Annotated in this window: 21 protein-coding genes; 15 read left to right on the top strand and 6 right to left on the bottom strand. The window is 66.6% G+C overall.

Features of this window, described 5'->3' with window-relative positions:
* Positions 1-69 precede the first annotated feature (69 nt).
* Positions 70-2043 carry an acyltransferase family protein gene (locus ACG02S_RS11970; RefSeq protein WP_394470685.1) on the top strand — a complete coding sequence of 658 codons (1974 nt, stop codon included), beginning with the start codon at positions 70-72 and terminating at the stop codon, positions 2041-2043.
* Here ACG02S_RS11970 and ACG02S_RS11965 read toward each other — a convergent pair.
* The 3 genes from ACG02S_RS11965 to ACG02S_RS11955 form a co-directional block, all read right to left on the bottom strand.
* Positions 2033-3334 carry a TRAP transporter large permease gene (locus ACG02S_RS11965; RefSeq protein WP_394470684.1) on the bottom strand — a complete coding sequence of 434 codons (1302 nt, stop codon included), beginning with the start codon at positions 3332-3334 and terminating at the stop codon, positions 2033-2035. The two genes, ACG02S_RS11970 and ACG02S_RS11965, sit on opposite strands and share 11 nt — an antisense overlap.
* Entirely contained in the window at positions 3325-3876 is a 552-nt protein-coding gene (locus ACG02S_RS11960; protein ID WP_394470683.1) for a TRAP transporter small permease, read from the bottom strand. Before ACG02S_RS11960 ends, ACG02S_RS11965 begins: the two co-directional genes overlap by 10 nt.
* A gap of 131 nt (positions 3877-4007) precedes the next feature.
* On the bottom strand, positions 4008-4988 hold the full coding sequence (locus ACG02S_RS11955; RefSeq protein WP_394470682.1) for a TRAP transporter substrate-binding protein: 981 nt from the start codon (positions 4986-4988) through the stop codon (positions 4008-4010).
* A 236-nt stretch (positions 4989-5224) separates the two neighbouring features.
* On the opposite strand from ACG02S_RS11955, the gene ACG02S_RS11950 reads away from it, so the two are divergent.
* On the top strand, positions 5225-6694 hold the full coding sequence (locus tag ACG02S_RS11950; protein WP_394470681.1) for a sensor domain-containing diguanylate cyclase: 1470 nt from the start codon (positions 5225-5227) through the stop codon (positions 6692-6694).
* A gap of 10 nt (positions 6695-6704) precedes the next feature.
* Here the strand turns inward: ACG02S_RS11950 and ACG02S_RS11945 are convergent, their stop codons facing one another.
* Positions 6705-8696, bottom strand: a complete 1992-nt coding sequence (locus ACG02S_RS11945; RefSeq protein WP_394470680.1) for a cation:proton antiporter domain-containing protein — start codon at positions 8694-8696, stop codon at positions 6705-6707.
* Positions 8693-9004, bottom strand: a complete 312-nt coding sequence (locus ACG02S_RS11940) for a hypothetical protein (RefSeq protein ID WP_394470679.1) — start codon at positions 9002-9004, stop codon at positions 8693-8695. Before ACG02S_RS11940 ends, ACG02S_RS11945 begins: the two co-directional genes overlap by 4 nt.
* 11 nt (positions 9005-9015) lie before the next feature.
* Here ACG02S_RS11940 and ACG02S_RS11935 point away from each other — a divergent pair, with 11 nt between their 5' ends.
* The 5 genes from ACG02S_RS11935 (at position 9016) to ACG02S_RS11915 (ending at position 13630) form a co-directional block, all read left to right on the top strand.
* Entirely contained in the window at positions 9016-9711 is a 696-nt protein-coding gene (locus tag ACG02S_RS11935) for a DEAD/DEAH box helicase family protein (RefSeq protein ID WP_394470678.1), read from the top strand.
* Positions 9635-10264: a restriction endonuclease subunit S domain-containing protein gene (locus ACG02S_RS11930; protein WP_394470677.1), complete on the top strand. Its 630-nt coding sequence runs from the start codon at positions 9635-9637 to the stop codon at positions 10262-10264. Before ACG02S_RS11935 ends, ACG02S_RS11930 begins: the two co-directional genes overlap by 77 nt.
* Positions 10261-11370, top strand: a complete 1110-nt coding sequence (locus ACG02S_RS11925) for a PDDEXK nuclease domain-containing protein (protein ID WP_394470676.1) — start codon at positions 10261-10263, stop codon at positions 11368-11370. The genes ACG02S_RS11930 and ACG02S_RS11925 overlap by 4 nt, the downstream gene beginning before the upstream one ends.
* Before the next feature lie 91 nt (positions 11371-11461).
* Positions 11462-12220: an AlbA family DNA-binding domain-containing protein gene (locus ACG02S_RS11920; protein WP_394470675.1), complete on the top strand. Its 759-nt coding sequence runs from the start codon at positions 11462-11464 to the stop codon at positions 12218-12220.
* 138 nt (positions 12221-12358) lie between these two features.
* Positions 12359-13630 carry a Glu/Leu/Phe/Val family dehydrogenase gene (locus tag ACG02S_RS11915; protein WP_394470674.1) on the top strand — a complete coding sequence of 424 codons (1272 nt, stop codon included), beginning with the start codon at positions 12359-12361 and terminating at the stop codon, positions 13628-13630.
* Between the two features lie 54 nt (positions 13631-13684).
* On the opposite strand, the gene ACG02S_RS11910 is transcribed toward ACG02S_RS11915, so the two are convergent.
* Complete coding sequence (locus tag ACG02S_RS11910) at positions 13685-14128, bottom strand: OsmC family protein (protein ID WP_394470673.1); 444 nt, start codon at positions 14126-14128, stop codon at positions 13685-13687.
* An 886-nt stretch (positions 14129-15014) separates the two neighbouring features.
* Between ACG02S_RS11910 and ACG02S_RS11905 the strand changes: the two genes are divergently transcribed.
* The 8 genes from ACG02S_RS11905 (at position 15015) to ACG02S_RS11870 (ending at position 19628) form a co-directional block, all read left to right on the top strand.
* Positions 15015-15221, top strand: a complete 207-nt coding sequence (locus ACG02S_RS11905; protein WP_394470672.1) for a hypothetical protein — start codon at positions 15015-15017, stop codon at positions 15219-15221.
* A gap of 85 nt (positions 15222-15306) precedes the next feature.
* Positions 15307-15615 carry a hypothetical protein gene (locus tag ACG02S_RS11900; protein ID WP_394470671.1) on the top strand — a complete coding sequence of 103 codons (309 nt, stop codon included), beginning with the start codon at positions 15307-15309 and terminating at the stop codon, positions 15613-15615.
* A gap of 65 nt (positions 15616-15680) precedes the next feature.
* Positions 15681-16097, top strand: coding sequence for a hypothetical protein (locus ACG02S_RS11895; RefSeq protein ID WP_394470670.1), 417 nt, complete (start codon positions 15681-15683; stop codon positions 16095-16097).
* A 97-nt stretch (positions 16098-16194) separates the two neighbouring features.
* Positions 16195-16638 (top strand): DMP19 family protein, encoded by a 444-nt coding sequence (locus ACG02S_RS11890; RefSeq protein WP_394470669.1) that lies wholly within the window; start codon positions 16195-16197, stop codon positions 16636-16638.
* Between the two features lie 516 nt (positions 16639-17154).
* Positions 17155-17466 carry a DUF6968 family protein gene (locus ACG02S_RS11885; protein WP_394470668.1) on the top strand — a complete coding sequence of 104 codons (312 nt, stop codon included), beginning with the start codon at positions 17155-17157 and terminating at the stop codon, positions 17464-17466.
* Between the two features lie 425 nt (positions 17467-17891).
* A complete protein-coding gene (locus tag ACG02S_RS11880) occupies positions 17892-18380 on the top strand; it encodes a hypothetical protein (RefSeq protein ID WP_394470667.1) in 489 nt (162 codons plus the stop codon).
* Between the two features lie 57 nt (positions 18381-18437).
* Positions 18438-18938, top strand: coding sequence for a DUF2199 domain-containing protein (locus ACG02S_RS11875; RefSeq protein WP_394470666.1), 501 nt, complete (start codon positions 18438-18440; stop codon positions 18936-18938).
* Between the two features lie 102 nt (positions 18939-19040).
* On the top strand, positions 19041-19628 hold the full coding sequence (locus ACG02S_RS11870; RefSeq protein ID WP_394470665.1) for a DUF4304 domain-containing protein: 588 nt from the start codon (positions 19041-19043) through the stop codon (positions 19626-19628).
* Positions 19629-19759: the final 131 nt, after the last annotated feature.

Below are 19759 nucleotides of genomic sequence, written 5' to 3'. Positions count from 1 at the left end.
CCAGTGTGGCCCAGCCTCAGGCCGGCACTTGTCACGCAGGCATCAAGGCCGCCGCAACAATGCCGGCCCATGTCCACCACCGCCGACACCTCCCACCGCTGGGACATCCAGGCCCTGCGCGGCCTCGCCGTGGCCGGCGTGCTGCTGCAGCATGCCGCGCCCGGCCTGCTGCGCGGCGGCTACCTGGGCGTGGACCTGTTCTTCGTCATCTCGGGCTTCCTGATCACCGGCCAGGTGCTGGCCGGGCTGCGCGCCGGGCGCTTCAGCCTGGCGGGCTTCTACGCGCGCCGCGCCCGCCGGTTGTTGCCGGCCGCCTACGTGGTGCTGGCGTTGACGATGCTGGCCAGCCCGTGGGCGCTGGCGCCGCTGGAGCGAGCCGACTTGGCACATCAGCACTGGGGCGCGCTGGGCTTTGCGAGCAACTTCGTGCTGTGGGCGCAGAGCGGTTATTTCGACGTGGCGGCCGAGCTTAAGCCGCTGCTGCACTTCTGGTCGCTGTCGCTGGAGGAGCAGTACTACCTGCTGCTGCCCGCGCTGCTGATGGGAGTCGGCACCGGCCGGCGCGGCCTGGGCGTGCTCGTGGGGCTGACGCTGGCCAGCCTGCTGCTGGGTCTGGCCCTGCAGCGCGTGGACGCGAGCGCCGCGTTCTACCTGCTGCCCAGCCGCGCGTGGGAACTGGGCATCGGCTCGCTGGCCGCCTGGGCGCATGCCAGCGGCTGGCGCGCACCGGCGGCGACGCGCTGGCCGGCGACGGTGCTGCTGTTGTCGCTGCTGCTGATGCCGCTGCCCGCCTGGGGCGGTTTCGGCCATCCCGGGGCGAATGCGCTGCTGGTCACGCTCGCGACGGCCACGCTGCTGCTCAGCCGCGGCCGGGCGCAAGCGCCGCGCGTGCTGGCGCCCGTGGTGCGGCTGGGGGACATCTCGTACGCGCTGTACCTGGTGCACTGGCCGCTGATCGCCTTCGTCAACAACGCGTGGGTGGGGCCGCCGGACGCGCCTGGCCTGGCGCAGGCGCGCTGGATCGCCGCCGCGGTGTCGCTGCCGCTGGGCTGGCTGCTGTGGCGCGGCGTGGAGCAGCCGACGCGGCGCTGGCCGCTGCCGCGCACCTGGCGCGGCTGGGGCGCAGTGCTGGGCGCGACGGCGCTGCTGGCCGTGCTGCCGCTGCTGCTGCCGTCACCGCAGGGCGATACCGACGCGCGCCGCCCCAACCACGGGTTCTCGGTCAGCTGCGACCAGTGGGAGCGCTGGGTCGACCGCCCCGAATGCCGCAACGCCGCGCAGCCCCGCTGGGCGGTCTGGGGCGACTCGTACGCCATGCACCTGGTGCCGGGCCTGGCGCCCCTGGCGCCGGGGCTGGTGCAGATGACCGAATCCTCCTGCGGCCCGCTGCCGGGCCTGGTGCCCTGGCGGCCCGACGCACCGGCCGGCGCCAGCTTCACGCGTGACTGGGCGCGCCAGTGCGAGCGCTTCAACCGCTCGGTCATCCAAGCCCTGCGCGCGCCAGGGGCGCCGGGCGTCGTCATCGTGTCCAGCCTGTTGGAGCAATACCTCGGGCCGCCCGGGGGCCAGCTGCTTCGCATCGACGGCGCGCTCGAACGCGAGGTGGCGCCGGCCCAGGCCGAGGACGAACTGGTGGCCGCCGCCGCGCGGCTGGCCGAGGCGCTGCGTGCGCAGGGTCGTCGGCTGGTGTGGGTGTCAGCGCCGCCCAAGGGCGGCTTCGATGCGGGTGCCTGCGTGGAACGCCGCCAGCTCGGTCAGTTCACGCTGGGTGCACCGGTCGATTGCGGCATCACGCTGGCCGACGCGCCGCCGCTGGCCAAGCGCGCGACAGCGCTGCTGCAGCGCTTCGAACGCGAGGCCGGCGTGCCGGTGCTGTGGCTGCACGCGTCGCTGTGCAGCGGCGGCGTCTGCCGCACCGCCGATGCGGACGGCCTGGCCTTCTACCGCGACGCCGGACACCTCAGCGTGGCCGGCTCGCGCCGGCTGCTGCCTCAGGTCGCGACGCGGCAGTCCATCGAAGCGCTGGCCGGGCTCAACCGCTGACCGGGCGGAACAGGTTGGGCAGCCACAGCGAGAACGCGGGCACGTAGGTCACGGCGAATAGGCAGGCACACAGCGCGCCATAGAACGGCAGGATGGAGCGCATGACCTGGCCGACGCTGACGCCGCCGATGGCGCAGCCGACGAACTGCGTGACGCCCACCGGCGGGGTGTTCAGGCCCAGCGCGCAGTTGATCAGCATCATGATGCCGAACTGCACCGGGTCCATGCCGTACTGCGCCGCGATGGGCAGGAAGATGGGCGTGCAGATCAGGATGGTGGCCGCCATGTCCAGGAAGGTGCCCAGCAGGAACAGCAGGATGTTGATCATCAGGAAGATGACCCACGGCTCCGAGCTGATGGACGTCATCAGCTCGCCGGTCTTCTGTGGCACCTCGTACAGCGCCATGAAGTAGCCGAACGCCGACGAGATGCCGATCAGCAGCAGCACCACGCCGGTCGTCTTGCAGGCCTTGGCGCAGGCCTTCAGGAAGTTGTGCCAGCTGAGCGACCGGTAGACGACCGCCGTGACCAGCAACGCCCACAACACGGCCGTGGCAGCCGACTCGGTGGCCGTGAAGATGCCCGACAGGATGCCGGCCAGGATGATGACCACCACCAGCAGGCCCGGCAGCGCGCCGAGGAAGGCCGAGAACACCTCGCCCCAGCCCGGGAACCGGCCGTGCGTCTTGTAGCCGCGCTTGACCGCGACGTAGTAGGCCGCGACGAGGTTGCAGATCGTCAGCAGCACGGCGGGGATGATGCCCGCGAGGATCAGGCTGAACACGCTGACCGACGCGATGCCCGTGGTGGCCAGCGTGAAGATGATGAGGTTGTGCGAGGTCGGCATCAGCGCGCCGACCAGCGACGCGTGGGTGGTGACGTTGACCGCGTAGTCGGCGTCGTAGCCCTCCTTCTTCATCAGCGGGATCATCACCGAGCCCATCGCTGATACGTCCGCCAGCGGCGAGCCGGCCACGCCGCCGAACAGCGTGCAGCCCAGGACGTTGCTCATGCCCAGGCCGCCGCGCACGTGGCCCACCAGCGAGTTGGCAAAGCGCACGATGCGGTCGGCGATGCCGCCGTACAGCATCAGCTCGCCGGCGAAGACGAAGAACGGGATCGCCAGGAATGAGAACACCTGCATGCCGCCCACCATCTGCTGGAAGACGATGGGGATGGGCAGGCCGGCGGCGACGATGGTCGCCACGGAGGCCAGGCCGATCGCGAACGCGACGGGCACGCCCAGCAGCAGCAGCAGCGAGAAGCTGATCAGCAGAACGGTCAGTTCCATGCGGGCACCACCTCTTCGTGGCGCAGCAGCGCCACCATGTGTTCAATCGAGAAAAGCACGATCAGCGCGCCCGCGATCACCAGCGCCAGGTAGTTCACGCCGACCGGGATGCCCAGCATCGGGTCGCGCTCGCTCCAGTTCATCGTCGTCCAGACCCAGCCGCTCCAGGCCATCAGCCCGCCGAACAGCGCCACCAGCGCATGGATCAGCAGCTCCAGCTTGAGCCGCCACGCCTCGGGCAGCAGCGACACCAGCGACTCCAGGCCGATGTGGCCGGCATCGCGCACGCCCACCGCCACGCCGAGCGCCGTCACGTACAGCACCAGCTGCAGCGCCAGCGATTCGGCCCAGGTCGGCGTGTCGTTGAAGATGTAGCGGCCCACCACCTGGGTCTGCACGCACAGGATCACGCCGATCAGCATCACCACCGCCAGCATCAGGCTGGCCTTGGCGAGCAGCGCGCACAGGCGCGTGAAGGCAGAGTCCGAAGGCGGGCCAGCCGGCGACGCCGCAGCGGCAACGTCAGGAACGGGGGAAGTCATCGACAGGTCTCCTGCACCACCGCGACGGCAGCGCACACCGGGCCGGCCCTCGGCGGGGCCGGCGGCTCATGGGGCATGCAGTGTCGCGGGCCGGCCGCCGCAGCGGGCGGCGCCAGCACGCAACCGCGTGATCACTTGCTGTCTTGCGTGGCCTTGACCAGGCGCTGCAGATCCGGCGTGTTGATGAACTTGGCGTAGACGGGCGCCATCGCGGCCTTGAAGGCGGCGCGGTCCACGTCGCTCACGAACTGCGCGCCGCCCTTGGTGACGATGGCCAGCGACTTCTGCTCCTGCTCGTCCCACTTCTTGCGCTGGAACACGACCGACTCCTTGGCCGCGGCGCGGAACAGGTCCTGGTCGGCCTTGCTGAGGCGGTCGTAGACGATCTTGGACATCAGCAGCACCTCGGGCGCCATCGAGTGCTCGGTGCGGGAATAGAACTTCACCGCCTCGTAGTGCTTGAAGCCGTCGTAGGACGGGATGTTGTTCTCGGCCGCGTCGATGACGCCGGTCTTCAGCGCCGTGTAGATCTCGCCGGCGGGCATGGGCGTGGGGTTGGCGCCCATGGCGCTGGCCACGGCCACCCACAGCTCGGACGGCTGCACGCGGATCTTCAGGCCCTTGGTGTCGGCCGGCGTGCGCACCGGCTTCTTGGCGTAGATGGAGCGCGAACCGCTGTCGTAGAACGCCAGGCCGACCATGCCCTGCGCCTCGCAGCCACGCAGGATCTCGTCGCCGACGGGGCCGTCCAGCGTCTTGCGCATGTGGGCGACCGAGTCGAACAGGAAGGGCATGGTGGGCACCAGGCTCTTGGGGCACAGCGAATTCAGCGAGCTGATGTTCACGCGGTTCAGCTGCAGCGCGCCGATCTTCAGCTGGTCCAGCGTCTGCTTCTCGGAGCCCAACGCGCTCTTGTTGAAGACCTTGATCGTGTACTTGCCGTTGCTGCGCTTCTCCAGCAGCTCGCTCATGTGCTTGACCGCGGCCACGGTGGGGTAGTCGTCGGCGTTGTGCACATCGGCCGAGCGGAACACCACGGCGCTGGCCGGCAGCGCGGCCGTCAGGCTCAGCACGGCGGCGGCCAGCAGGCCCAGCGGGCGGAATCGGGTCATCGTCTGGTCTCCTGATCGTTGTCTTTCCGCCCGGAAGCGGCGCGCCGCAGTGTCTGATAACGAATTGTCAAAATCAAGTTCTCTTTTTGTTGAAACGGTGTCTCGTTTTTACTTACGCCCAGCCAAAACGAAGCGCTGCTGCATGAAACAGACCCGGGCGCAAAGTCCGCACGGGCGCGGCGCACCGTCGCGGGGCGCCCGCTGATAGGCTCGCCAACAACCCCAAAAGATCCGCCGTGACTGCCGCCACCCTCGTGCGCTCCCTGTTGCTGGCCCTGCCAGCACTGCTCGTGGCCGGCGCCTGCCTGCTGCTGCAGGCGCCCGCCGGCGCGACGGCGCTGGCCGTGGGCCTGGCGGCCTTTGCCCCGACGCTGCGCAGCCTGCTGAAGACCGAGCGCCACCGCAAGGCCGCGGCCCGCCGCTCGCAGGCATTCGCGCAGGCGCTGATCGACGCCATCCCCGACCCCACCTACGTGAAGCAGCACGGCGGGCGCTACGTGATGGTCAACGAGGCGTTCGCGCGCTATCACGGTGTCAGCCGCCAGCAGGTTCTGGAAGAAGGGGTCGTCGGCCGCACCTGCGGGAACGCCAGCCACGCGCTGTCGCTGCAGGAAGACGAACAGGTCCTCGCGGGCGCCGACCTGACCAAGGAGGAGCACACCATCCGCCGCCACACGGGGGAAGAGGTCTACCGCATCATCAGCAAGCACCGCAGCATGGGCATGGACGGCCAGCCGGTGGTCGTCGGCATCGACCACCACATCACCGAATGGCGCGTGGCCGAGCGCGAGCTGAAGCAGTCCCTGGAGCGCGAAGTGGCGCTGCGCAAGCGCACCGAGCAGTTCGTGCAGGACCTCATCGACCTGCTGCCCGACGCCATCTACATCAAGGACGCCCACAGCCGCCTGGTGATGGTCAACGCCACCGCCGTGCGCCTGCGCGGCATGAGCCGCGAGGCGCTGATCGGGCTGAACGCCATGGACCTGGCGCCGCGCCCGGGCGTGGGCGAGACCTCTCTGGCGGAAGACCAGCTCGTGCTGCAGGGGCAGGAGATCGTCAAGGAAGAGCAGAGCGTGCTGCCACTCACCGGCGAGGAGTGCTTCCGCGTCGTCGTCAAGCGGCGCTGCTTCGACGTGGACGGCCAGCCGGTGGTGGTATCCATCCAGCACTACATCACCGAATGGCGCCAGGCCGAGCGCGCGCTGAACCGGCTGGCCCAGGAGGACGCGCTGACCGGCATCGCCAACCGGCGCTGCTTCAGCGCCGAGGCCGAGCGCGCCATGCACACCGCCGAGCGGCATGGCCTGCCGCTGACGCTGCTGCTGGTGGACGTGGACCACTTCAAGCGCGTCAACGACGAGCATGGCCACAACGTCGGCGACGAAGTGTTGGTGGAACTGGCGCGGCGCCTGCGCGAGGTGCTGCGCAAGTCCGACCTGGGGGGCCGCTGGGGCGGTGAGGAGTTCATCGCGCTGCTGCACGGCCCGCCGGACGCGGCGCTGGGCTTCGCCGAGCGACTGCGCCGCAGCGTCGCGGACCAGCCCTTCCCGACCTCGGCCGGCCCGCTGCACATCACGCTGAGCGGCGGCTTCGCGGGCCACCGCACGGGCGACAGCCTGTCCGCCCTCGTGGGGCGCGCCGACCAGGCGCTGTACGTGGCCAAGAGCCAGGGCCGCAACCGCGTGCAGGCCGAAGCGGCGCCTTGAGCGACCGCGCCTAGCGCAGCAACCGCTCCTCCGCCAGCACCAGCGCCTCCGGCGTGCCGGACAGCACCAGCGTGTCTCCGCTCGCCACGCAGGTGGCGTCGTCGGGCACCACCACCGCGCCGTTGGCACGCCGCAGCGACACCAGCCCCAGCCCCAGCTGCGTCAGCAGCAGCTCGCCGACCGGCTGGCCGTCCAGCACACTGGCCGTGGGCAGCGTGATCGAGCGCAGCCGCGCCTGCTCGGCGTCGTCGCCAAAGTCGTCGTCCGCCCCATGAAAGTAGCCGCGCAGCAGGCCGTAGCGCTTGTCGCGCGCGTCGCGCGTGATGCGCAGCACGCGGCGCATCGGCACGCCCACCAGCGCCAGCGCATGCGAGGCCAGCATGAGCGAGCCCTCGATGGCTTCCGGCACCACCTCAGTGGCGCCGGCCGCCTTGAGGCGCTCCAGATCCACGTCGTCGATGGTGCGCACGACCACCGGCACGCGAGGCGCGTGGGCGCGCACCAGGTCCAGGATCTTCAGGGCCGACGGCGTGTCGTGATAGCTCACGACCACGGCGCTGGCGCGCGCCAGGCCTGCCGCCATCAGGCTCTGCACCTTGGCCGCGTCGCCGAACACCACGCTCTGCCCGGCCGCGGCCGCCTGACGCACGCGGTCGGGGTCCAGGTCCAGCGCCATGTAGGGGATGTGCTCGCCCTCCAGCAGCCGCGCCAGATTCTGGCCCGAGCGGCCGTAGCCGCAGATGATGACGTGCGCCTCCTGCTTGATGGACTTCTTGGCGATGCTGGTCAGCTGCACCGACTGCATCAACCAGTCGCTGCTGGACAGCTTCATGACGATGCGGTTGCTGTACATGATGAGCAGCGGCGTGGCCAGCATGGACAGCACCATGCTGGCCAGCACCGGGCTGACCCACTGCGGCGCCACCAGCTGGTGCTGGGCGCCCAGCGTCAGCAGCACGAAGCCGAACTCGCCCGCCTGCGCCAGGTACAGGCCGGTGCGCAGCGCCACGCCCGGTGGCTGGCGGAACAGCCGCACCAGCCCGGCCGTCAGCACGAACTTGGCGCCCACCGGCAGCGCCGTCAGCAGGATGACCAGCCACCAGTGCTCCACCAGCGGGTGCCAGTCCAGCTTCATGCCGATGGTGATGAAGAACAGGCCCAGCAGCACGTCGTGGAAGGGCCGGATGTCGGTCTCCACCTGGTGGCGGAACTCCGTCTCAGAAATGAGCATGCCCGCAACGAACGCGCCCAGCGCCAGGCTCAGCCCCGCGTGCTCGGTCAGCCAGGCCAGGCCCAGCGTGACCAGCAGCAGGTTCAGCATGAACAGCTCCTCGCTCTTGCGCCGGGCCACCAGCGTCAGCCACCAGCGCATGGCCTTCTGGCCGCCGTACAGCAGCAGGCCCAGCACCACGGCGGCCTTCAGGCCGGCGAGGGCCAGCGCATGGACCATCTCGGCGCCGCTGCTGTTCAGCGCCGGGATCAGCACCAGCAGCGGCACCACTGCCAGATCCTGGAACAGCAGGGAGCCCATCACCAGCCGGCCATGCGGGCTCTCCAGCTCCAGCCGCTCGGCCATCAGCTTCACGACGATGGCGGTGGAGCTCATCGCCATGGCCGCACCGAGCACCAGCGCGCCCTGCCATTGCAGCTCCCAGGCCACGCCCAGCATCGCAAAGCCCCAGATCAGCAGCGCGTTGCCGGCCATGGCGCCCAGCACCGTCAGCGCCACCTGCGCCATGCCGATGCCGAACACCGCCATCTTCAGTGCACGCAGCTTGGGCAGGTTGAAGTCCAGCCCGATGGAGAACATCAGGAAGACGACGCCGAACTCCGCCAGGTAGGTGAGGCCAGCCGAGTCCTGCGCCACCGCCAGCACGTTGGGCCCGATGACCACCCCCACCACCAGGTAGCCCAGCATGGGCGGCAGCTTCAGCGAGCGGCAGGCCACAACGCCCAGCACGGCAGCGACGAGGTAGAGCAGGGCGAGGTCGAGGGAGGTCACGGCGGCGATGGTATGCGGGCGTTCACAATGCGGGCCGCAATCCGGGAGCCCACATGACCCCAGAGGCCCAGGCCCGCCAAGTCATCGATGAACGCCTGCGCGCCGCCGGCTGGCAGGTGCAGGACCACGCCCGCCTCAACCTGGGCGCGGCGTCGGGCGTGGCGGTGCGCGAGTTCCCGACCGACACCGGTCCGGCCGACTATGTGCTGTTCGTGGACCGCGAGCCGGTCGGCGTCGTGGAGGCCAAGCGCGACGACGCCGGCGAGCAGCTCGTCGTCACCGAGGCGCAGACCGAGCGCTACGCCCATTCGCGGCTGAAGTGGCGTGCCAGCGGCCAGCCGCTGCCCTTCCTGTTCGAAGCTCCACCGGCCAGCTCGAAGCCACCGGCCAGCTCACCCGCTTCACCGACGGCCGCGACCCCGCGCCTCGCTCGCGCGAGGTATTCAGCTTCTTCCGCCCCGACACGCTGGCGGCCTGGGCGGCCCAGCCTGCCACGCTGCGCGGCCTCCTGGAGGCGGCCATGCCGCCCCTGCCCGACGAGAACCTGCGCGACTGCCAGACCGCCGCCGTCACCGGCCTGGAGCAGTTGCTGGCCGCCAACCGCCCGCGCGCGCTGGTGCACTTGGCCACCGGCGCGGGCAAGACCTTCACGGCCATCACCGCCGTCTACCGGCTGCTCAAGTTCGCTGGCGCGAAGCGCATCCTGTTCCTCGTCGACACCTGCCACCTCGGCAAGCAGGCGCACCAGGAGTTCATGGCCTACACGCCGCCGGACGACGGCCGCACCTTCACCGAGCTGTACAACGTGCAGCGCGTCGGCAGCACTGCCGGCGTTGCCTCAGTCGTGGACCTGGGCCACTCTGGACGCCCTGATCGTCGCGGGGCCACAGAATGGCCTTCCTTTGCCCAAGGAACGCTACGCCGCGGGTGTGCCCATCGTGCGCATCGACGACTATCAGATCGGCTGGTACCGGCCGCGCGACGGGCTACGACAAGTGACCGCAAATGGCGATGAAGTCGATACGTATGGGCTGGAGATGGATGATTTGGTCATCCACCGCGTCAACAGCATGACCCACCCGGGCAAGTCGATGCGGGTGCCCAGTTCGCTTGCAGGCGCTGTCTTGGAGTCGAACATGATGCGGCTGAGCCTTTCTGCCGCTGTCGAGGGTAAGTTCGTCTCGGCCGACGTGGGTTCGGAAATCGGTCGAATGCGGCTGACGGCTGAAGCCAAATGGGCTGTGAATCAGGCCAGCATCAATCAGCAGGACGTTCGACGATCGCCCGTGCCGATCCCCCCGCTCGCCGAGCAATCTTCAGCGGTCTTGTTGCTCAGCCAGCAGCTGCCTGCTGCGCGTGAACTGGTCGCTGCGCTGGAGGCCGCGCAGGCCCAATCCACCGCCCAACGCCAAAACCTCCTCCGCGCCGCCTTCGCCGGCCAGCTCGTCCCTCAAGACCCGGCCGACGATCCCGCCGCCGAGTTGCTGGCGCGCATCCGCGCCGGGCGGGCAGCGCGGGCAGCCCCAGGCAAAGCGCGCAAGGCCCGACCCCGGCCGGAGTCCCCATGACCGACAGCCGCTCCCTGCTCTATGCCGACCTGCTGGCGGCCATCCAGAACCGCATTCAGGCCGCCCAGGTGCGGGCGGTGCTGGCGGTCAATGCCGAGCTGGTGGCGCTGTACTGGCAGGTGGGCCAGCTGTTGCATGCGCGGCAACAGGAAGCCGGCTGGGGCGCTGCCGTCATCCCGCGGCTGTCACGCGACCTGGCCAATGCCTTGCCCGAACTGAAGGGCTTTTCGCCACGCAACCTGGACCGCATGCTGGCCTTTGCCCGTGCCTACCCCGACCCCGGACTGTTTTCGCCACAGGCTGTGGCGAAAGCGGCGAGCGAAGGCTTTTTGCCACAGCCTGTGGCGAAAACGCAGGCCGAGCCAAGCCTGCTGTGGCAGGTGCCATGGGGTCACCATGCGCTGCTGCTGGAGAAGGTCAAGGCGGTCGACCTGCGCGCCTGGTACATGGCCCAGGCCGTGGCGCAGGGTTGGAGCCGCAGCGTGCTGCAAATGCAGATCGAGAGCGCCGCCCATGCGCGCCAGGGCTCGCTGGCGAACAACTTCGCCAGCCGCTTGCCGGCTCCGCAGTCAGAGCTGGTACAGCAGGCGCTGAAGGACCCATATGTCTTCGACTTCCTGACGCTGGCGCCGACCTTCCATGAGCGCGAGCTGGAAACCGGCCTGGTCGCCCATCTCGAAAAATTCCTGCTCGAACTCGGCCAGGGCTTTGCCTTTGTGGGACGTCAGCACCTGCTGACCGTAGGCGAGAACGAGTTCTACGTTGACCTGCTCTTCTATCACCTGAAGCTGCGCGCCTTTGTGGTGATCGAGCTCAAGCGGGGCGACTTCAAACCCGAGTACGCCGGCAAGCTGAACTTCTACTGCAACGTGGTGGACGACACGCTGCGCCACCCGCAGGACGCGCCCACCATCGGGCTGATGCTGTGCCAGGGCCAGGACAAGGTGCTGGCCGAGTACGCGCTGCGCGGCATCGACAAGCCCATCGGCATTGCCAGCTACGAGCTCACGCGGGCGCTGCCGGAGTCGCTGCAAAGCGCGCTGCCGAGCATTGAGGAGCTGGAGGCGGAGCTGGGGGCGGGTTCGACAGAGCCTGAGGCGCCATGAAGCCTACTGCCCAACGCCAAAACCTCCTGCACGCCGTGCGGTCGGCCGTCGTGCCGACTCGCCGAAGCTCCCGTTCCTCGAAAGCCGCCTCATGAGTGCCGACACGGATTTGCTCGATCTGGCCACGCTGGCGGAGTCCTGCGACCTGGAATGCAAGGCGGCCCAGGGGCGCGACGGGCGCGGCGAGCTGCCCGACGATGTCTGGCGAACCTACAGCGCGATGGCCAACGGCGAGGGCGGCGTCATCCTGTTGGGTGTTCAGGAAAGGCCTCCGGGCCAGTTCAAGGTGTTGGGCTTGCCGGGGCTGGAACGGGTGCGTAAGGCGCTATGGGACAACCTGCACAACCGCAAGCAGATCAGCAGCAACCTCCTCGGCGAGGGCGATGTGCAGCCGGTGCTGATGGACGGTCACTCGGTGTTGCGCATCCGGGTGCCGCGGGCGGCGCGCCAACTGCGGCCCGTGCACCTGGGGGCCAACCCGTTCGGCGGTACCTACCTGCGGCGCCACGAGGGCGACTACGCCGCGGATGACGAGACGGTGCGCCGCATGCTGGCCGAGCGGGTGGAGGATTCGCGCGACGAGCGGGTGCTGCAGGGTCTTGACATTGTCGATCTGGACCTGGACACGGTGCAGGCCTACCGCAACCGCTTCGCGGCGGTGAAGCCCAATCACCCGTGGACGGATCTGGCCGTGCCGGAGTTCCTGGAGCGCATCGGCGCGTTCGGCCGCAACCGCGAGGCCGGCACCTCGGGCCTGCGCCTGGCGGGTTTGCTGATGTTCGGCCGCGCCGAGGTGATCCGCGATGCCCTCCCGCACTACATGTGGACGGCGGCGCTCCCCACCCGCTGAACGGGCGTGCCATCGGTCACGATGTGGGGGGCTCATGCGCGCCGTGCATGAACGCATACGCACTTGGCTAGACAAGCTGTAGCGGCGAAACCTGCCTTCGCGCTACCGTTCGCCCCACTGAAAGTTACGGAGCATTTCATGCCCAATCTGTCCTTTGTTTCGCCCACGCGCAACAGCCCGTGGGGAACGTACCTGTCGCAGATCGACGCCGTCGAACCCTACCTGGGCCACCTGGGTCGGTGGGTCGAGACGCTGCGCCGCCCGAAGCGGGCGCTGATCGTGGACATCCCCATCGAGCTGGACAACGGCACCATCGCCCACTACGAGGGCTACCGCGTGCAGCACAGCCTGACGCGCGGCCCCGGCAAGGGCGGCGTGCGCTACCACCCGGACGTCACGCTGGAAGAAGTGATGGCGCTGTCGGCCTGGATGACGATCAAGAACGCCGCGGTGAACCTGCCCTACGGCGGCGCCAAGGGCGGCATCCGGCTGGACCCGGCGCTGCTGTCGATGAAGGAGCTGGAGAAGGTGACGCGCCGCTATACCAGCGAGATCGGCATCATCATCGGCCCGCAGCAGGACATCCCGGCACCGGACGTGAACACCAACGGCAAGATCATGGCCTGGATGATGGACACGTACTCGATGAACACCGGGGCCACGGCGACCGGCGTCGTCACGGGCAAGCCCATCGAGCTGGGCGGCTCGCTGGGCCGCGTGGCCGCCACCGGCCGCGGCGTGTTCGTCGTGGGCCGCGAAGCCATGCGCCGCCTGAACATGGAGCTGGACGGCGCCCGCATCGCGGTGCAGGGCTTCGGCAACGTGGGCTCCATCGCCGCCAAGCTGTTCGCCGCCAACGGCGCCAAGGTCGTCGCCGTGCAGGACCACACCGGCACCATCTTCAACGACGCCGGCTTCGACATGACCAACCTGCTGGACCACGTGGCCGCCACGCGCGGCGTGGCCGGCTTCAAGGGCGGCGACACGATCGCCAACGACGACTTCTGGAACGTGAAGAGCGACGTGCTGATCCCGGCCGCGCTGGAAGGCCAGATCACCGCCGAGCGCGCCCGGCGCCTGCAGACACGCCTGGTGCTGGAAGGCGCCAACGGCCCCACCACGCCCGACGGCGAGGCGGTGCTGGCGGACCGCGGCATCGTGGTGGTGCCGGACGTCATCGCCAACGCCGGCGGCGTGACGGTGTCGTACTTCGAGTGGGTGCAGGACTTCTCGTCCTTCTTCTGGACCGAGGACGAGATCAACGTGCGCCTGGACAAGATCATGATCGGCGCATTCAAGCACATCTGGGAGACCGGCGAGCAGCACAAGATCCCGCTGCGCACCGCTGCGTTCACGGTGGCGTGCACGCGGGTTCTGCAAGCGCGAGAGGAGCGCGGCCTGTATCCCTGATCTTCGGCGGGTGCCGAGGAGACACGAGCCCGCCGCCGAGCGGGCCTTTTTGCGTCAGCCTTTCAGTACCGCACCCGTGCTGTCCAGCACGCGCAGCGTGACGGGGATCGCCGACGCCACGCTCTGCGTGACGGTGCAGAAGTCCTCGAACGTGTCGAGCACGCGCTGGATGTGGCCCAGCTCGGCGGCGGGCTTGCCCAGGTGCAGGTCCACCGCCAGGCCTTGCACGCGGTTGCGGTTGCGCTCGTTGCGGCCCACGGTCGCCTTGACCTCGGTGCGCAGCGGCGACGGGTCGTCCTTGTACTTCTGGGCGGCGAACCACAGCGACGCGCTGAGGCAGTTGCCCACGGCCGACGCCAACAGCTCGACCGGGTCGGGTCCCTGGCCCGTGCCGAGCGGCGTGGGTTCATCGGCGAGCAGTGCCGGGATGCCGGGCGCGTAGTGGTGCTCGAACTGGTAGCCCTGCCGCTGGGTCAGGGTGACGCTGGGTTGGTCCATGAAGCCTCCGATCTGACAGCTGGGGGCTGATAACAAAGTTTCGAACTGGCTGTCAAAGTTTCGAAGTTGGCCAGTCCGGTGGGATGGGAAGCGATGTCAAAGTGTCGACCTCAGCTACCGGCGGGGAACGGTTGCGGCCGTCGACGGCCGCTGCGTCATCGCCAGTGACGACGGCCTAAAGCGGTGCTCATCTCGCGCTGCAGCGCGCGCCAGACGCGCTCCAGACCCGCGCACATCCACGGCCTGACATCCCTGAACACTCGCCACTGCCGTACGTCTCTTGGGTTGGGCTCAAAGTGTACGGCCCAGGTGACGCCGCCACATGAGAAGCTCCAGTCGAACGGCTGGCGCTGGTCCTCGTGCCTTGGCTCAGGGAAGCCAGCCGGTCCATCAGAAGGGAGGCTCAAGCGTCGCTCGCGACGAGCATCGCGCTCGGCGGGCGTTGCTGGACGGTAGGGTCGCATGCTCAAATGTTAGGCAAATATCGTTAACGATCCACCGATAACACGTTAGGCCTCCCAGAACGTGAGAGACCCTGCTCGAATCGAAGAAATGATTTCGCTGCTTCGCGAGGTTTGGCGGCGCGACCCAGACCTGCGGCTCGGCCAGCTTGTCGTCAATGCTGCTCGTATGCGGGATCCAAGCACCGTCGATGTCTACTCAGTCGAGGATGGCTCTCTTCGAAAAGGACTCATTCGGTACCTACAACGGTCAAGTTCTGCGCCGGACGAGGATGTCAATGCTTAAGTCGGCTTCCTTGTCTTTCCTTGCCAAGTCGGGTCGTACGGCGAGGGGTGCGACGCCTAACCAGTCGCTCGAGCAGACTCGGGTCGGCGAGCCGCCGCTCGCGGCTCAGCTTCAACGTTGAAGCGCAGGCAGAGCGAGCATGAGCGAAGTTGTGGACGTCCTCGGCTACTTTGCGTTCTTCTGGCTGTTCGTATTCAACGCCAGGTTTCGGCGCGCTCAGATTGAGGAGTGGGCCGGCGGCGGGCTCATTGAAAGGGCCGGACTAGTGTTCGAAGCAACCGTCTCCTTTCTGTTCGGCGTCATCGTGCCGCTGGCACTGCTTGCCTATTTAGCCGGCTCGCCATGACAAGACATTGGCGCGGCTCTCTGCGTTTTAACCTGTTGCTGCAGCGGACAGCTACGCCGCCCGCTGAGCGCGAACGTTGAGCGTCATGAAATCGCGTCTTGGCCAATGCTGGATTGAAGCTGGCGAAGATTTGGGCTTGCGCGTTGCCGCGCCATTCGAGCTCAAAACGGCAGCTGGTCAGCTGGTTTCCTTCGACGCTCTTGTTCTCGGCTTCGCTTCAACCCAAGGCATGCTGCTCATGGAGCAGTGGGACGAAGCGAAGGCGAAGGCCGCCACGGAGAATGGCTACGGCTATTCGTGCATGGATGCCTTCCAGTACGAACGCGGGAGCGCAATCGACGTTCTTCGAGACTGGGGCTGGTCCGGAGCGGAAGCGCCGCCGGCATGGCTATGACGTCCAACCTTTCGCCCCAGCGGACGGCTTCGCCGCCCGCTGAGCTTTCACGTTAGGCATACACCGTGAGTGCGCAGCTAATCAGTGTCGAGGACGATGAGGGCGGAGCCGCCGTCATTGCCATTGGTGGCGTGGAAGTGGTCGCGATGGATTGCCTTGGCTATGGAACGTCGAACCAACTCCACCCAAATGTCGGCGATGTCTTTGAGCCGCGCTTTACTTGCCTGTTTAACGACAGCGAACCGCCCAACTGGCTCACTGTGTTTGGTGGCAACCCTCTTGAAGAGCAGAAGCTCGAACCAACTGGTATTTGGTCCTACCGCGCCTACGGCAAGCTAGTGCCGAACGGAAGCCCAGATGACGATTTACTCGCTGACTGTGGCGGGCCACTCATCCCACTTCCTATTGAGGTCTTCGGTGTCGAGAACATCGGCGCGTTTGTCGCCTTCGACGTCATGCGGCTGGATGTACGGCGGGCCTGATGCCTAACAAGTCCGTCAACGGGACGCCAAACTGCTGCGCAGTTTGGTCCCCTTCGCTGCGTTCCGGCGCCCGTTACGTCCAACGTTATACGGCTCCATGACTGAATCGCTGCTCGACAAGGCATCCGACTATGCGTTCGCACGGCTGAAGGAGACGGGCGGCGACGTATCGCGCCTGCCTGTGCCTCTTCAGACCGTTGCAGTTATCTACTCGGCTCAGGGCGTTATAGACAACGGTGGCATCGAGTACTTTTATGAGAGCGACTTCGACGGAACGCCCGAGTACTCCATCTTTGTGAATGCGTACAGGCGCATAGGTGCTGAGAGCGCCGCAGCTTGTATCGAAGAGTCTGCCGCAATGTTCCCGTTTGGTCAGCCGCACCTGCATGAAGCAAAGCGGCAGCAGTGGCTTGATGAGGTTCGTGATGATGAGAATCACACATTTGTGAAGCTGAGTCGCAAGATCTGTGGCGACCAAGCTGTGTTTCTAAAACTTGCCGAATATGTGGGTGCAAAGCGTGACGCCTTCAAATCCGTATAACTGGTCGCCCAAGGCGGACGCCTGCGGTGCCGCTTGGCTTCGACGTTAGCCAGAAGCCGGATATGCATATCCATGCCACGAATCGATCAGCCGCGGCTGTTGGCGCCGTAGCTGGACTTCTCCTCCTCTTCTTCGCCGGCCCAGTGATCGATGCGCCAGGCCGCGCGGCATCGGTGTGGCTGGTTGTGTGCACCGCCGCCATCGGTCTACCGGCGTATTTCTACGTCTGCAGCGGTCCCGCGGAAGACCGCACCGGCCTATCGATACTTCGCCCAGCATTCCTAATCCGTGTCGGTTCATGTCTGCTTGCAGCGAGCGCAGTGGCTGCGCTCGCCGTCGCATGCTCATCTGCCATCCAGTTCGTCCGGGTTGATCGCTGCCTCGACAACGGCGGCCACTGGAATTACGAGGTCCACGAGTGCGAGCGCTGATCGAACTGATGCCCAACCTAGCATTGCAGCGGACCTGCGCCAGCTACGCCGGCTGGTCCGCTGACTTACAACGTTAGAGCGCTCCATGCCGCAATCAGACTTCGCCGCCGAACGCACTTGGTTTGCCGTTGCTCCCGATGGCACAGAGCATGACTTCGTCATCACAATCGGCGTGCCGGTGCTGGGTGAGCGTGGGGAGTGGCGCTCATCGGTGACCATGGAACTCGTCGATCCGAAAGCCAGGTCGATCGCAGGTATGGATTCTTGGCAGGCCATCCGCTTAGCCATGAGCTTTGCGTCCACCCGACTCAGTCACTTCGCTGAGCAAGGATGGAAGTTCTATTGGGAACGGGGAGGTGAGCTTGCTACAGCAGAGGATTTGGCCAGTGTGCCGTGATCTCTCTAACCTTTTTCTGCAGCGGACGGCTTCGCCGCCCGCTGAGCGCAAACGTTAGACAGCAGTGAACAGCAACTTTTGGTCCGACAACTGGTGGGAGGTGCCCATCTGGCTGCTGGGTGTGGCCGCGGTGATCTACATCGGCGCGTATGCACGACGAAACCCTGACGCGAGCGCAAGCAGGGTTATGTTCTTTCTATTTCCCGCACTCAATCCTGACCGCTCAAGTCGGCCCACGTCACGTTGGACCTTTGTGGCGGCACTGTCTGTGATTATTTCTATCATTGTTCTGGAGTGGCAAGGCAATTGATGACAACGTCGGCGGTGCTGTCTAACTGGTTGTTCGACACGGACGAACACACGCAGGCGAACGCTCCGCAGCGTCGGTCTGGGTGCGCCGGCCAACGCCGACGTTAGTCAGCACCATGACGATCACCAGTGTTCGCATCTACTACTACCCTCGCGGCGAACGACGCGAGCGGAAACTCACCGGTTCACACTGGGGCTTCGCGGAATGGTTCGAACGCCGGCTCAAGCCTATACGCGAGCAGTTGCGCGGGCCCGAGGTCAAGGGCGTGAACATCGTCAACCTCATGCTGCGCGAAGAGCCAGCACACGCGCCGCGCCCGAATGAGTGGCTTCCGCTGCTGAATACCTTTGAGTTCAGTTTTGTATGTGACTTGCGGCCTTTAGAGGCGGCGAGCCCGATGGAAAACATCGCCAAGCTGATGCCGTTCTACGCAGTCATCGCTGAGCAAGCTCCATGGCCACAGGTGCGCACAATCAGTGCAGTGCTTGCTCAACCCCTGACGGAAGAGGACCGACGGACGCTGCGACCATTTCTTCAGTGGCCGCGTGGCATCGGCGGGGAGGGCTATCTCGGTCGCCTTCCGGGAGGTGCAAATGCTGGCTAACTGGTCGTTCGTGTGGGACGGCTTCGCCGCCCCACAACTTCAAGGTTGAACATCAGCATGAGCGGCTTCCATTGCGCCACCTGCGGCGAATACCACAACGAACTCCCAATGTGCCTCGGAGCGCCAGCACCCCCGCTTTGGAATTCACTGTCAGAGACTGAGCGTGGCGAGAACTCCGGGTTGTCGTCCGATCAATGCGTAATTCGGGGAGAGCATTTCTTCGTACTCGGTCGCCTGCTGCTTCCGGTCATCGACGGCCCCGATTCGTTCGTGTGGCTTGTCTGGGTTTCCCTGAGCGAAGCGAGCTTCCGGCGGGTCAACGAGTTGTGGGAGCAAGAAGGCCGAGAGAGCGAGCCCCCGTACTTCGGCTGGCTTCAGAGCGCGCTTCCATACCAACCAACAACTCTCAGCTTGAAGACTTCGGTCCAAACATCGCCAGCAGGTGAGCGGCCAGTGGTTACGCTGGAGGCATCGGATCATCCGCTTTTCATCGAACAGCGCGACGGCATCACTATGGCTCGTGTTCAAGAAATCGTCGAGGCGGCCCTACATGGGTAGCTTGATGTTCAACCTTTTGCTACAGCGGACGGGTTCGCCGCCCGCTGAGCGCGAACGTTCGATTTCATGACGGCTGCTGCTCTCCCGCGTTTGGAAGCTGCCTTGCGCGATCACCTCGTTCCGAGTCTGCGAGCTGACGGCTTCGGCGGGTCGGGTCGTACCTTTCGACGGGTACGCCACGGTTGGGTGCACGTAGTCAGTGTGCAGGGCTCCAGGCATGGCGGCCAGTTCGCTATCAACCTGGGTTTGCAACCGCTGTCGGTCTTCCATGTTCTCGGCGAGTTGCCCGATCCAAAGAAGATCACGGAGCCGCTGTGCGAGTTTCGCCGCCGGCTATCGCGCGACGACGCTGATCAATGGTGGATTCATGAGCCCACCATCGAGAGCATGAATGCGGCGGTGCAGGCAGCAAACGCCATCTACGAAACTGCTGGCCGCGAGATGCTTTCCCATGTCTGCCGACCCGAATCGCCCTTCGACTTAGTATCACCAGGTGCCTTCGCGGCGGGAGATTTTGACTTTCGAGGCTTTGGTTCTACGAAAGTTCGAATGGCACTCGTTCTGGCTCGGCTGCGTCGTGCGCAAGGGCGTTTTGCCGAGTCCGCTCGCTTTGCCGCGATTGGGCTCGCGGGCATCGGTACCGCGGTTGCGCTTCGGCACGAGCTCAACGAACTAGCGAGCCTGCAATGAGGTCGAACCTGTCATTGCAGCGGACGGCTTCGCCGCCCGCTGAGCGCCAACGTTGAAGAAGGCTCCCTGCAGCAACCAGTTCAGGACCGCATCGCCCGTTTGGGTTGCTTGAGGAGCCACCGTTTCCCGTG

The organism is Pelomonas dachongensis, from assembly GCF_043555865.1.
Taxonomy (GTDB): domain Bacteria; phylum Pseudomonadota; class Gammaproteobacteria; order Burkholderiales; family Burkholderiaceae_C; genus Pelomonas; species Pelomonas dachongensis.
Note: the sequence above shows the minus strand (reverse complement) of the source record. Positions and strands in the feature narration are given on the sequence as shown.